Source organism: Sinomonas cyclohexanicum (genome assembly GCF_020886775.1).
GTDB lineage: Bacteria > Actinomycetota > Actinomycetes > Actinomycetales > Micrococcaceae > Sinomonas > Sinomonas cyclohexanicum.
On the sequence record NZ_AP024525.1, the window covers coordinates 2,009,754 to 2,023,182 of the forward strand.

General features: G+C 69.7%; 12 protein-coding genes and 1 pseudogene. 8 read left to right on the top strand and 5 right to left on the bottom strand.

Annotation, left to right across the window (positions count from 1 at the left end; translation table 11 throughout):
- Position 1: 1 nt before the first annotated feature.
- A pseudogene (locus SCMU_RS09710) lies at positions 2-343 on the bottom strand (integrase core domain-containing protein); the annotation flags it as partial.
- 138 nt (positions 344-481) lie between these two features.
- Between SCMU_RS09710 and SCMU_RS09715 the strand changes: the two are divergent.
- From SCMU_RS09715 to SCMU_RS09725, 3 genes are read left to right on the top strand one after another with little or no spacing between them, the layout of a single operon-like run.
- Positions 482-1,711, top strand: coding sequence for a tyrosine-type recombinase/integrase (locus SCMU_RS09715; RefSeq protein ID WP_229230979.1), 1,230 nt, complete (start codon positions 482-484; stop codon positions 1,709-1,711).
- Positions 1,708-2,664, top strand: coding sequence for a tyrosine-type recombinase/integrase (locus tag SCMU_RS09720; protein ID WP_229230978.1), 957 nt, complete (start codon positions 1,708-1,710; stop codon positions 2,662-2,664). Before SCMU_RS09715 ends, SCMU_RS09720 begins: the two co-directional genes overlap by 4 nt.
- Positions 2,661-3,692, top strand: coding sequence for a tyrosine-type recombinase/integrase (locus SCMU_RS09725; RefSeq protein WP_229230977.1), 1,032 nt, complete (start codon positions 2,661-2,663; stop codon positions 3,690-3,692). Before SCMU_RS09720 ends, SCMU_RS09725 begins: the two co-directional genes overlap by 4 nt.
- 86 nt (positions 3,693-3,778) lie before the next feature.
- Here the strand turns inward: SCMU_RS09725 and SCMU_RS09730 are convergent, their stop codons facing one another.
- The 3 genes from SCMU_RS09730 to SCMU_RS09740 all read right to left on the bottom strand — a co-directional run bounded on the left by SCMU_RS09730 (position 3,779) and on the right by SCMU_RS09740 (position 6,048).
- Positions 3,779-4,426 (bottom strand): DDE-type integrase/transposase/recombinase, encoded by a 648-nt coding sequence (locus SCMU_RS09730; protein ID WP_229232760.1) that lies wholly within the window; start codon positions 4,424-4,426, stop codon positions 3,779-3,781.
- A gap of 2 nt (positions 4,427-4,428) precedes the next feature.
- Complete coding sequence (locus tag SCMU_RS09735; RefSeq protein WP_229232761.1) at positions 4,429-4,740, bottom strand: transposase; 312 nt, start codon at positions 4,738-4,740, stop codon at positions 4,429-4,431.
- Between the two features lie 66 nt (positions 4,741-4,806).
- Positions 4,807-6,048, bottom strand: coding sequence for an integrase catalytic domain-containing protein (locus SCMU_RS09740; RefSeq protein ID WP_229232762.1), 1,242 nt, complete (start codon positions 6,046-6,048; stop codon positions 4,807-4,809).
- A gap of 283 nt (positions 6,049-6,331) precedes the next feature.
- On the opposite strand from SCMU_RS09740, the gene rpsA reads away from it, so the two are divergent.
- Positions 6,332-7,792 (top strand): 30S ribosomal protein S1, encoded by a 1,461-nt coding sequence (gene rpsA / locus SCMU_RS09745; protein WP_229232763.1) that lies wholly within the window; start codon positions 6,332-6,334, stop codon positions 7,790-7,792.
- A gap of 214 nt (positions 7,793-8,006) precedes the next feature.
- Positions 8,007-8,441 carry a flavodoxin family protein gene (locus SCMU_RS09750; RefSeq protein WP_229232764.1) on the top strand — a complete coding sequence of 145 codons (435 nt, stop codon included), beginning with the start codon at positions 8,007-8,009 and terminating at the stop codon, positions 8,439-8,441.
- A 37-nt stretch (positions 8,442-8,478) separates the two neighbouring features.
- On the opposite strand, the gene SCMU_RS09755 is transcribed toward SCMU_RS09750, so the two are convergent.
- A complete protein-coding gene (locus tag SCMU_RS09755; RefSeq protein WP_229232765.1) occupies positions 8,479-9,156 on the bottom strand; it encodes an IMPACT family protein in 678 nt (225 codons plus the stop codon).
- A gap of 55 nt (positions 9,157-9,211) precedes the next feature.
- On the opposite strand from SCMU_RS09755, the gene coaE reads away from it, so the two are divergent.
- From coaE to SCMU_RS09770, 3 genes are all read left to right on the top strand, one after another.
- Positions 9,212-9,832 carry a dephospho-CoA kinase gene (gene coaE / locus SCMU_RS09760; protein WP_229232766.1) on the top strand — a complete coding sequence of 207 codons (621 nt, stop codon included), beginning with the start codon at positions 9,212-9,214 and terminating at the stop codon, positions 9,830-9,832.
- Between the two features lie 120 nt (positions 9,833-9,952).
- Positions 9,953-12,070, top strand: a complete 2,118-nt coding sequence (uvrB, locus tag SCMU_RS09765) for an excinuclease ABC subunit UvrB (RefSeq protein ID WP_229232767.1) — start codon at positions 9,953-9,955, stop codon at positions 12,068-12,070.
- Entirely contained in the window at positions 12,063-13,427 is a 1,365-nt protein-coding gene (locus SCMU_RS09770) for an MFS transporter (protein ID WP_229232768.1), read from the top strand. The genes uvrB and SCMU_RS09770 overlap by 8 nt, the downstream gene beginning before the upstream one ends.
- Positions 13,428-13,429: the final 2 nt, after the last annotated feature.

The window sequence follows — 13,429 nt, forward strand, 5'->3', positions numbered from 1 at the left end:
CTCAAATGAGCTGTTCCTCGGTGGTGAGGCCAGCGTAGTAGGCGTTCTCGAACTGGGCGGGGCTCTGCTGGCCGATGGCGGAGTGGAGCCTTCGGTTGTTGTACCACTCGACCCATCCGGCGGTGGCGTACTCGACGTTCACGAGGCCCTTGTAGGCCCCGTCGTGGAAGATGGTGGTGAAGATGCACTCCGTCTTGTAGAGCCCGTTCCCGGACTCCATGAGGGCGTTATCGTATGCGTCCCCGACCGACCCGATCGAGGCAGCGATCCTCTCGAGGTCGAGCCGTTCGGTCAGCCGGATAGATGTGTACTGACTGCCGGCGTCGGAGTTAAGCCGAATTCGGCTTAACTCCGATTAGGCCGAGGTTCTCGTTATGCCGAGGAAGTGTGGTCTGGCCTGTGCCGGGGCGGGTCCGTGACGGTTTCCTCGGCTTAACGACGTCGGGCTGGCCGACGTAGTGTCCGCCGTATCCATCCGGCTATGGAAGGGACAACGGTGATGGATACGACAGTTGCTCGTCTTGGCGGTCTCGTCGTCGCGACGTTGCGGGCGGCGGGGTATGCGGAGCTGACGATCGGGCAGTACCAGAAGACGATCCGCGCGCTCGGGGTGTTCATCGCTGGGCGTGGCGGGGCGTATACGAGCGAGCTTGGGGCGGTGTTCGCGTCGTTGACGACGAGCCCGCGGACGGGCCGGTTCAGTGCGCAGCGCCGCTTCGACTACAGGCGGCTGGTGGGACTGTTCGACGCGCTCATCGACACCGGGGAAGTGCCGCTTCAGCCGCGTAGGCGCGGTGGTGGAGGACGCTACCCGGTGTCGGCGGGATTCGTCGGTGTTGATGCCGCGTGGGCGGCCGACATGGCTGAGCGCGCTCTGGCCGATGCGACGCGAGAGGCGTATGGCCGGGTCGCCCGCGGCTACCTCGTCTACCTCGAGGACCATGGGGTCACCGACCTCGTCCGGGCGCGGGCGGGCACGGTCACGGGTTTTCTCGAGTCGCTGCTGGAGAGCGGGTGGGCGAAGACCTCGCTGTTCTGGGTGGTGTCGAACTTCCGCCCGTTCCTGGTGTTCACCGGCCGCCGGGACCTGGTCGATGCGGTGAGCCTTGCCGGGGTGCGCCGTCCGCACCCAGTGATGCCTGTCATGGCGGATGATGATGTGCGCCGCGTCGTGGACGCGTGCACGGCACCGGGCGTGGTGACGGCACGGGACGCGGCCGTGACCTTGCTGGCTTTGCTGACGGGGCTGCGGGCGTGCGACATCATCGGCCTCCGGCTGCGGGATGTCGATTGGCGGGCCGGGACGATCAGCATCATCCAGCACAAGACCGGCAACCCGGTCACGCTGCCGATGCCGCCGTTGCTCACAGCCCGGCTTGCCGACTACGTCCTGACCGAGCGGCCCGCCGGCGGCGTGGATCATGTGTTCCTACGGCAGGTGGCCCCGCACACAGGGCTGGCCGACCACGCGACGATTCATCGGATCACCACCGTCGTGTTCGCCGCGGCCGGTGCCGTCGATCCGCGGGCCGGGACACGCCTGCTGCGGCATACGGCCGCGTCCCGGCTGCTTCGGGCGGCGACGCCGCTGCCGACGATCTCCGCGGTGCTCGGGCACGCCAGCGAGGAATCGACCGGGGTCTACCTGACCCTCGACGATGAGCGGCTGCGCGGTTGCGTGCTGCCGGCCCCGGCGGGGCCACGATCATGAGCGGCCACGGATTCACCAGCGTGTTCGCGGCGGCTCTGGAGGACTACCTCGCGTTCAAGGAGGCGATGGGCCTCACCGGCAGCTCCCGCATCTGGTATCTGAAGCGCTTCGACGCGTACTGCACCCGCCACGGCGCGACCGCCCTGGACCGGGCCACCGTCGAAGGATGGGTGACAGAACAGCTGCAAAGCTGCGGCACCTACCGTTCGTGGATGTCGTATATCCGTGACTTCGGCCGGTGGCTGGCCGCCCACCGCGACCCGGACGCGTACGTGCTCAGCAGCGCCTGGAAAGCCCCGTTCGTCCGCGCCCACCCATTCCTGCTCACCAACTCGCAGATCGAGCGGTTCTTCACGGCCGCCGCCGACGTGACGGCGGAATCGCCGTGGCAGTGGCAGGCGGTGGCCTTCTTCACACTCATGCACTCCTGCGGGATACGCACCGGCGAGGCCCGAGCACTGCAGCGTGGAAGCGTCGAACTCGAAACCGGGCATGTCACGATCGTCGAGTCCAAGGGACGACGCAGCCGCCGGCTGCCGGTCACCGACGAGGTCACCACGGTGCTCCGCCTTTGCGACGAGGTCTCACGGGAGCGGTTCCGCGGACGAGACACGTTCTTCGTCTCCGCGGCCGGGACACCCGTGACCGCGGCGTCGGTCGGGGTGATCTTCCACCGCATCTGGGACCAGGCCGGCCTGCCGCGCCCGTCCGGCGGAACCCAGCCGCGCCCGTATGACTTCCGGCATCACTTCGCCTACGCGAACCTGGAACGCTGGATGACCGACGGCACCGACGTGGCCGCGATGCTGCCCTACCTATCCGTCTATATGGGCCACGCGAGCATCGACTCGACCTACTACTACGTGCACACCTCCCCGGACTTCCTCCACGCCTACGCCGGGATCACCCGCGAGAGCAGCAGGATCCTGCTGCCGGAGGTGGGATTCGAATGAAACGCCACCCCGTCACCGACGCCCCCGACTTCTGGGCATTCGCCCGAGACTTCCTCCACGCCTACCTGCCCACCGTCCGCGGAGCGTCAGTGAAGACGATCGAGGCATACCGGATCAGCCTGGAATGCTTCCTGAGCTTCCTCACCGGCACCGCGCGCATCGACCGTGACGATGTCACCTTCGACTGCTTCGACCGGGCGCACCTGAAAGCGTGGATCGCCTGGATGAACGAGCACCAGCGCTACGCGCCGCGCACGATCACGCTCCGCCTCACCGCGGTCCGCGCGTTCCTGGCCTATGCCGCCGCCGAGGACATCACCCTCGTCGCGGTGCGCAACGCCGCGGCCACGCTCCGGGCCCCCGCCGCGCCGAAGGCCCCTATCGAGTATCTCGACCAGGACCAGACCCGGGCGATCCTCGCCGCGCACACCGGCCGCACCGGGAAGTCACGCCGGAACCGGATGCTGCTCATCCTGCTCTACGACACCGCCGCACGCGTCAGCGAGATCACCGGCCTCACCCTCGGCAGCATCAGCCTGGCCACCCCCGGCCGGGTGACACTGACCGGGAAACGGAACAAGACCCGCGTCGTCCCGCTGACCGACACCACCGTCGCGCACCTGCGCGTCTACCTCGACGAGTTCCACCCGGACCACGCCAGTCTGCAGGCGAGCCGGCCACTGTTCTACAGTCTCCGCCACGGCCAGCCCGTCCCACTGTCGACAGACACCGTCGCGAACATACTCGCCGCGGCCGCCGACACCGCCCGCGCAGTCAGCTCTTCGATCCCGGCACGGGTCCATTGCCACATGCTGCGCAAGACCAAGGCGATGGACCTCTACCAGCAAGGCATCCCACTGCCGATCATCATGCGGCTCCTCGGCCACGAGAACACCTCGACCACGAACGCGTTCTACGCCTTCGCGACCCTGGACATGATGCGCGACGCGATCAACGCCGCCACCCCCACAGCCCCGGCGGCCCGGCTCACCGAAGAGGCCATCGGCGTCCTCAACAGCCTCCGATAGGCACAAACGTTAAGCCGAGGAAACCGTCACGGACCCGCCCCGGCACAGGCCAGACCACACTTCCTCGGCATAACGAGAACCTCGGCCTAATCCGAGTGGTGGATCAGCTCGCCGGCGACGACGGGGTGCCCGTCCCGCTCGCGCTGCCACAGCGCCATCCGCAGCGGGATCATCACCAGGTCGGTGTGCTTGCTCATCGAGGCGTGCCAGGCGACGATCCGGCGGGAGAACACGTCGAGGATGAACGCGACGTACACGAACCCTGCCCACGTGCGCACGTAGGTGAAGTCGGTGACCCAGACGCGGTTGGGCGCCTCGGCGGTGAAGTCCCGGTTCAGCAGGTCCCCGGCGCGCTTTCCGTCCTTGGCCGGGACAGTGGTCCGCACCCTCCTGCCGCGGCGGATCCCCCTGTGCCCCATGGTGTTCAGGGCGCGGGCGACGGCGCAGTGCGCCACCTCCGGGCGGCCGTTCGCGCGCAGCCAGGCGGTCACCTTCCGTCGCCCGTACAGCGACTCGGCGCTGGGCCGCCAGGCCCCTGTGCGCTCGTCCCGGACGTGGAACAGGTCCCATATGCCGTCCATCAGGTACGCGTCCGCCAGGTCCCGCGCCGACGGCTGGGCCCTCTTCCAGTCCCGGTAGGTGCGCGCGGCGACCTGGCAGCCCTGCTCGCGCAGGACCCGGCAGACCGACTCGACCGCATGCCCCTCGGCCCTCATCTGGTCGATGAAGCCCATGATCATCGCCCGCGGGGGTCGAGTGCCCCCGCGAAGAAAACCGCCGCGCGCCGGAGCACTTCGTTGTCTTCCTCGAGCCGGCGCACCTTGGCCTTGAGCGCGCGGATCTCCTCGCGCTCGGCCGTGGTGATCCCGTCCTGGCGCCCCTGGTCGACCTCGCCGCGGCGGTACCAGCCGCGCAGCGTGTCGGGCGAGATCCCCAGACGCGAGCCCGCCGCCGAGCACGCCTTGGTCACCGAGCCGTACTCCTGCAGCTCCTCACGGACCAGCCGCAGAGCCCGCTCCTTCTCATCGGAGGTGTAGTGCTTTCCCATATCCCGCATCCTTCCTGATCGGAATCGATGCGGCGGGAAACCCGTGCCGGTTCATAGTGCCTCATGTCAAGATGCTCGCGAGATTGGTTCGCGTGCCTCATCTTGTTTTGCTCGCGAAATGGTGGCGGTGAGCGCGTCGGTCTTGGCGGCTGCGAGTTCGATGAGCCGGGTCTGTATGGCGGTGATCTTCCGTGTGAGCTCGGCGGGGTTGGTGGCCTCGAAGAGGGCGGCGAGCTCGGCGGCCTTCGCTGGGGTGAGCACGCCGGTATCGAGGACGCGCTGGTAGGGGGTGCGTGGGGCGTCGTAGACGCGGGTGTTCTTTCCGTTCCGGTTGGACCTCCAGCCGATGGCCTTGGTGGTCGCGGTGAACATGTTCAGGCGGACCCTGACGAGGTCGTAGAGCTCGTTGAGCAGGCGCAGCTCGGCCGGGGTGTCGTACCGGTAGTGGAAGGCGTGGCGGCGCACGACGTCGCCGTTCTTCTGCTCGACGTGGGCGTTGTCGTTGGAGCGGTAGGGCCGGGATCTGGTGAAGTACAGGTCCCGGTCCTGGGCCCAGCCGATCAGGGCGTGGTTGATGAACTCACCGCCGTTGTCGCAGTCGATCCCGACCAGCGGGTAGGGCAGGCGCTGCTCGATGCGGGGCATCGCCTCCAGGACCCACCGGTGGGCGCCGTTCTTGAGCGCGATGTTCTCGGTCCAGCCGGTGAACACGTCCGTGACGGTCATCGTGCGGGCGAACTCGCCCCTCAGGGTCGGCCCGCAGTGCAGGACCAGGTCGGCCTCGCAGAACCCCGGGGCCTGCTCCTGCTCGTCCCCGGCCCTGCGGACCTGGATCGAGTTGCGCAGCAGCGCCCCCGGCCTGGTGCCCGAGATCCCGGACAGCGCCATCCCGTCCCGGGTCGGCTTGAGCAGCCGGTCGATCGTGGCCGCCGAGACGGCCAGCAGCTGGGCGCGGGTGTGCTCGGTGAGCCGGTGCGCGTCCTCGCCGAACTCGCCGTGCTCCTCGAGCTTGGGCAGCCACAGCGGCATCGTCGCTGCGAGGTACTTCCCGGACGGCTGGCCGGCCAGCCGCCACACCCGGATCAGGAGCCTGAGGGTGTCGTACCCGTACGTCCGGGGCCGCGGCGCGCGCTTGACCGCACGCTGGGGGCCCTTCCGCGCCGCCGCCGCACGGACCTGCCGGCGGGCGTTCGCCCTCGACCAGCCGGTCGTGGCGACCAACTCGTCGAGCATCCGCCCGCGCTCCTTCTTCGACGCGGCCGCATACCCGCGGGCGTACTTCTTCGTGATCTCACGCCTGGTCGCCATCGACAGCTCCGATCCCATACCGGCCAGCAGACTCCAGCGCCCGCACCGGGACCGGCATTTCGCGAGCAGATCCCAGATGAGGCACGCGCCGCGTTTCGCGAGCACCTTAGACGAGTCAAGTCGGCGTTTTGACCGCTGTTGTGCCCGCCCACTAAACTGGACGGGCGTGTACCGCGCGTGCACGCGAGATCCATCAACACTTCAGGCAGGTCACGGTGCCGGCTGCAGCCGGTGCCCGTGTCCCGTCCGACCGACCAACTATCCACATCGGAGCCCCTACTACATGACCATCACCTCCACGACCTCCTCCACGCCGCAGGTCGCCATCAACGACATCGGCACGCCCGAGGAGTTCCTCGCCGCCGTCGACGCCACCATCAAGTACTTCAACGACGGCGACCTTGTCGAGGGCACCGTTGTCAAGGTCGACCGCGACGAGGTCCTCCTTGACATCGGGTACAAGACGGAGGGCGTCATCCCCTCCCGCGAGCTCTCCATCAAGCACGACGTCGACCCGTCCGAGGTCGTCGCCGTCGGTGATCAGGTCGAGGCCCTCGTTCTCACCAAGGAGGACAAGGAAGGCCGCCTGATCCTGTCCAAGAAGCGCGCCCAGTACGAGCGCGCCTGGGGCGACATCGAGAAGATCAAGGAGGAGGACGGCGTCGTCACCGGCACCGTCATCGAGGTGGTCAAGGGTGGCCTCATCCTCGACATCGGCCTCCGCGGCTTCCTCCCGGCCTCTCTCGTCGAAATGCGCCGCGTCCGCGATCTCGCGCCGTACATCGGCCAGAAGATCGAGGCGAAGATCATCGAGCTCGACAAGAACCGCAACAACGTGGTCCTGTCCCGCCGTGCGTGGCTCGAGCAGACCCAGTCCGAGGTCCGCTCCTCCTTCCTCAACAAGCTCGAGAAGGGCCAGGTCCGCACGGGCGTCGTGTCCTCGATCGTCAACTTCGGTGCGTTCGTGGACCTCGGCGGCGTCGACGGCCTCGTGCACGTCTCCGAGCTGTCCTGGAAGCACATCGACCACCCGTCCGAGGTCGTCGAGGTCGGCCAGGAGGTCACGGTGGAGGTCCTCGAGGTCGATCTCGACCGCGAGCGCGTCTCCCTGTCGCTCAAGGCGACGCAGGAGGACCCGTGGCAGACCTTCGCGCGTACCCACGCGCTGGGCCAGGTCGTCCCGGGCAAGGTCACCAAGCTCGTTCCGTTCGGTGCGTTCGTCCGCGTGGAGGACGGCATCGAGGGCCTCGTGCACATCTCCGAGCTGGCGGTCCGCCACGTGGACCTCGCCGAGCAGGTCGTCTCCGTGGGCGACGAGCTCTTCGTCAAGGTCATCGACATCGACCTCGAGCGTCGCCGCATCTCCCTGTCGCTCAAGCAGGCCAACGAGGGCGTGGACCCGGACTCGACCGAGTTCGACCCGGCGCTCTACGGCATGGCCGCGGAGTACGACGAGGAGGGGAACTACAAGTACCCGGAGGGCTTCGACCCGGAGTCGAACGAGTGGCTCGAGGGCTACGAGGCGCAGCGCGCCGCGTGGGAGCAGCAGTACGCCGACGCCCAGTCCCGCTGGGAGGCGCACAAGAAGCAGGTCGCGCAGCACCTGTCCGACGACGCGGCCGCCGCGTCCGGCCACGAGTCGATGCCGACGACCTACTCCTCCGAGGCCCCGGCGTCCGAGCACGGCACGCTCGCCTCGGACGAGGCGCTCGCCGCTCTCCGCGAGAAGCTGACCGGCAACTGATCCCGCCTTCGGCCCCCTAGGGCCGCTGCGGATCGATACCGTCCCGAGGGCGGGCCCTGCGCGCAGGGCCCGCCCTCGGGCGTATCCGGACCCCGTTCTAGGGGCCTTGGCCCCTAGGACGTCCAGTGCCTGCTCCCTACGCTGGCTTGCGGGAGGCGGGTTACACCCCAGCACCCGCCCCCCGCACACCTCACCATCACGGGAAGGCTCCGCCATGGAAGCGGTCGTGGTCTACGCGTCTCAGTTCGGCAACACCCGCCATATCGCCGAGGCGATCGCGCGCGGCCTCGGCCAGGGCGCCCGCGCGGTCGAGGCCGGGAGCTTCTCGACCGCGGAGCTGGGCCCGGGGTCGCTGCTCGTGGTGGGCAGCCCCATCGTCGGGTGGAAGCCGCTCGAGGGCCTCGGCGCCTGGCTCGACGGGCTCGCACCCGGTGCGCTCGACGGCGTGCGCGCTGCGGCGTTCGACACCCGCGTCAAGCTGTTCATCCACGGTGACGCGGCGAAGAAGATCGAGCATGCGCTTGAGAAGGCCGGGGCCACGCGCGCCGCCGAGCCCTCGTGGTACTACGTCAAGGGTCAGGAGGGCCCGCTGCTCGATGGCGAGCTCGACCGCGCCGAGGCGTGGGGGAGAGAGCTCGCCGCGGCCTGACGCGCGGCGACGTCGACGGCGGTCTCGACGGACCCTGCTAGAACGGCACGTCGACCCAGGAGGTGCCGCGCACGACGGCGCTCCCCGCCCCGCCGGTGAGGCTCGCCAGCCGCTCCCGGAAGCCTGCCGCCTCGGTGTCCGAGTCGTCCAGGGCAACCTGGAGGACGGCGGACTGCGGGCCGTAGTCGGCCCCGAGGACCATGACGCCGGCCGCGCGCAGCTCGTTCTCCAGGCGGGGCGCGACGGCGTGCGGTGCCTCGATCCCGAAGAGCCTGAGCCTCTGGCGGCACAGGAGCGGCGCCGTGTCCAAGGCCGCGGAGACTGATTCCGCGTAGGCCCGGACCAGCCCGCCGGCCCCCAGGAGGATCCCCCCGAAGTACCTCACGACGACGGCGACGATGTCGCTGAGGTCGGCCGCGCCGTCGTGCGTCTCGCGTCTGAGCAGGGCCTCGAGCATCGGGACCCCTGCGGTCCCGGAGGGCTCGCCGTCGTCGCTGCTGCGCTGGGTCGTGCGGTCGGGCCCGAGGACGAACGCGCTGCAGTGGTGCCGGGCGTCGTGGAACTCGCGGCGGAGGTCGGCGACGAGGGCGCGGGCCTCGTCCTCGGTGGCGGCGCGCCGGAGGACCGTGATGAACCGGGACCGCTTGATCTCGAGCTCGTGGCGGTGCTCGCCCGCGATCGTCGTGTAGCGCGTGGCATGGCTCTTCTCGGTCACCGTCCCCAGTCTAGGATGGGCTCGCGTCGGGGGCGTGCTCGATTAGGCTGGGGGCGTGCTGAGGGTAGGGCTGACGGGCGGGATCGCCTCGGGCAAATCGGAAGTCTCGCGCCGGCTGGCCGAGCGCGGCGCCGTGATCGTGGACGCGGACGTGCTCGCGCGGGAGGCCGTCGCGCCCGGGTCGGAGGGGCTCGCCGAGGTGGTCGGCGCGTTCGGCCCCGAGGTCCTCACGCACGACGGCGAGCTGGACCGGGCGGCGCTCGGCGCCGTCGTCTTCGCGGACCCCGCGCGACGCGAGACGCTCAACGGCATCATCCACCCTCGGGTCCGGGCCCGGGCGGCGCAGATCGTGGCGGACGCCGCGGCTGCCGACCCGCACGCGGTGGTCGTCCAGGACATCCCCCTGCTCGTCGAGACGGGGCAGGCGGGCAGCTTCGACGTCGTCGTGGTCGTCGACGCGCCCGACGACGTCCGGGTCGCCCGGCTGCGCGCCCGGAACGGGATGTCCGAGGACGAGGCCCGCTCGCGGATGGCCGCGCAGGCGACGCGCGAGGAGCGCCTCGCTGCCGCCCACCACGTCATCGCGAACACGGGCTCGCTCGCGGGGTTGCGCGTGCAGGTGGACCGGCTGTGGGACGACGTGCTCGTGCCGGCCGCGGCCAGAGCAGGAGCGTGACGGGCGGGGACGCCAGGCTCGACGACTCGTACATCCGCCGCCGGAAGAAGTAGTCCGCTCTGCGCGATAGCGCCCGCGAAGCGGACAGCCGCTGTCCTCAGCCCCGCGTAGATTTGACCCATGAGCCTTGCCCAGGAGATCAACCGCGTCGTCGCGCCGTTTGAGGTGGTCAGCGAGTACCAGCCCGCAGGCGACCAGCCGACGGCCATCGCCGAGATCGCCGAGCGCATCCAGAACGGCGAGAAGGACGTGGTCCTCCTCGGCGCGACCGGCACCGGCAAGAGCGCCACCACCGCGTGGGTCATCGAGAAGCTCCAGCGGCCCACGCTCGTCATGGTCCAGAACAAGACCCTCGCCGCCCAGCTTGCCAACGAGTTCCGTGAGCTCCTGCCCAACAACGCGGTCGAGTACTTCGTCTCCTACTACGACTACTATCAGCCCGAGGCCTACGTCCCGCAGACGGACACCTTCATCGAGAAGGACTCCTCGATCAACGAGGAGGTCGAGCGCCTGCGGCACTCGGCGACGAACTCGCTCCTGACCCGGCGCGACGTCGTCGTGGTCGCGACGGTGTCCTGCATCTACGGCCTCGGTACGCCCGAGGAGTACGTGGCCGGCATGGTGACGCTCCGGCGCGGCATGGAGATGGACAGGGACGCGCTCCTGCGCCAGTTCGTCGCGATGCAGTACGTGCGCAACGACGTCGACTTCCACCGCGGAACGTTCCGGGTGCGCGGGGACACGGTCGAGATCATTCCCATGTACGAGGAGCAGGCGCTGCGCATCGAGTTCTTCGGGGACGAGATCGAGTCGATCCACACGCTCCACCCGCTCACCGGCGAGGTGATCCGCGAGGAGACGGAGATGTACGTCTTCCCCGCCTCGCACTACGTCGCGGGCCCCGAGCGCATGGCACGGGCCATCAAAGGGATCGAGGACGAGCTCGCGGAGCGCCTGAAGCTGCTGGAGTCGCAGAACAAGCTCGTCGAGGCCCAGCGCCTCCGCATGCGCACCACCTACGACCTCGAGATGATGCAGCAGATGGGCTTCTGCAACGGCATCGAGAACTACTCGCGGCACATCGACGGCCGCGAGTCCGGGACGGCGCCGCACTGCCTCCTGGACTACTTCCCCGAGGACTTCCTCCTCGTCATCGACGAGTCCCACGTCACCGTCCCGCAGATCGGGTCCATGTACGAGGGCGACATGTCCCGCAAGCGCACGCTCGTCGAGCACGGCTTCCGCCTGCCCTCCGCCATGGACAACCGGCCGCTGAAGTGGGACGAGTTCCTCGAGCGGATCGGCCAGACCATCTACCTCTCCGCGACCCCGGGGAAGTACGAGCTCGGCAAGTCCGACGGCGTCGTGCAGCAGATCATCCGCCCCACCGGGCTCATCGATCCCGAGGTCATCGTCAAGCCCACCAAGGGGCAGATCGACGACCTCCTGGGCGAGATCCGCGACCGCGTCGAGAGGGACGAGCGCGTCCTCGTCACGACGCTGACCAAGCGCATGGCCGAGGACCTCACGGAGTACCTCCTGGGCCACGGCGTGAAGGTCCAGTACCTCCACTCAGACGTCGACACCCTCCGGCGCGTCGAACTCCTGCGCGAGCTGCGCCTCGGCTCGTTCGACGTGCTCGTGGGGATCAACCTCCTCCGCGAGGGCCTCGACCTGCCGGAGGTCTCCCTCGTGAGCATCCTCGACGCCGACAAGGAGGGATTCCTGCGCTCGGCGACATCCCTCATCCAGACCATCGGCCGCGCCGCCCGCAACGTCTCGGGCCAGGTCCACATGTACGCGGACAAGATCACCGACTCGATGGCGCAGGCGATCGACGAGACGAACCGGCGCCGCGAGATCCAGGTCGCCTTCAACAAGGAACGGGGCATCGACCCTCAGCCGCTGCGGAAGCGCATCGCGGACATCACGGACCAGCTCGCGCGCGAGGACCAGGACACGCGCGCCCTCCTCGAGAGCAGCCGCGGGGGCAAGGGAGGGAAGCGGACCAAGGGCACCTCGGCCGCGACGGCGCGCGAGCGTGCCGAGGCGGAGCTGCGGCGCGACGGCCTCGCGGCCGCTCCGGCCGAGGACCTCATCGGGCTCATCGAGCAGCTCACCGAGCAGATGCACGGCGCCGCGGCCGAGCTCCAGTTCGAGCTCGCAGCACGCCTCCGTGACGAGGTGGCCGACCTCAAGAAGGAGCTCCGCCAGATGCAGGCGGCCGGGCATGCCTGAGCCCGACGAGCAGGCGGCACCGTCCGCCCTGGCCCTCCCCGCGCACGACGCCGGCGCCCACCGCCGCACCCAGAGGCGCACCGTCGGCGTTCTGGCCTCGGCGCAGCTGCTCAGCGGGCTCGGGAACGGCGCGACCCTTGCGATCGGTTCGCTGCTCGCGGTCCAGTACGGCGGATCCGACGCGTGGGCGGGCTCCGTCACGACCATCCTCACGCTCACCGCGGCCGTGGCCGCGCTTCCGCTGAGCGGACTCGCCGCGGCACGGGGCCGCCGCGTGGCCCTCGTGATCGGCCTCGGCATCGCGATGCTCGGTTCGGCGAGCATCGTCCTGTCCACGATCGCATCCTCTCTGGGGCTCCTGCTCCTGGGCGGGGCGCTGCTGGGCGTCGGAACGGCCGTGAACCTCCAGTCCCGCTTCGCCGCCGTCGACCTCGCCGAGCCGGCCCACCGGGGGCGGGACCTCTCGCTGGTCGTGTGGTCGATCACGGTCGGTGCCGTCGCCGGCCCCAACCTCATCAAGCCCGGCGCGGCCCTCGGACGGGCGCTGAACCTGCCCGAGACGGCCGGCCCGTTCGTCATCTCCGTGACGGGCATGGTGCTCGCCGCCGCGATCCTGTGGCTGGGGCTGCGCCCCGACCCGCTGCTCGAGGCGCGCAGGCTTGCCGGGACCGCCGAGGCGCGCTCGGGGCAGTCGGCACGATCGGGCAGGCAGCCGTGGGGGTCGGCCTTCAAGGGCGGGCTCCACGCCATCCGGACCTCGCCCAACGCGGCGCTCGCCGTCGCGGGTGTGGTCACCGCGCACGCGGTCATGGTCTCGGTCATGGCGATGACGCCGCTGCACCTCCAGGAGGTGACGGCCGGCCCGATGAGCGGCATGGGCCACGGGGGCCACGTGAGCACGGACTCCTTCGCGCTCATCGGGTTCACGATCTCCCTCCACATCGCGGGGATGTACGCGCTCTCGCCGCTCCTGGGCTCGCTCTCGGACCGCTTCGGCCGGCGCCGGATGCTCGCGGTCGGCCACGGCATCCTCATCGTCGCCGTGGTGCTCGCGGCCATCGGCGCGCCGAGCCCCGCGGCCGTGACGGTCGCCCTGGTCCTGCTGGGGCTCGGGTGGTCCGCCGCGACGATCTCCGGATCGGCACTGCTTGCCGAGAGCGTCGAGGAGGAGCACCGGGTCCAGGCGCAGGGCGTGGGCGACACGGGCATGGGCCTCGCCGGAGCCGCGGGAGGCGCGCTCGCCGGCGTGGCCATGGCACTCGTCGGGTTCGAGGGACTTGCGCTCATTGCGGGCGTGCTGAGCCTCGCCGTCCTCGCCGCTGCGGCGGTGGGACGGCGCCGCGCCGCCGCGGTGTGACC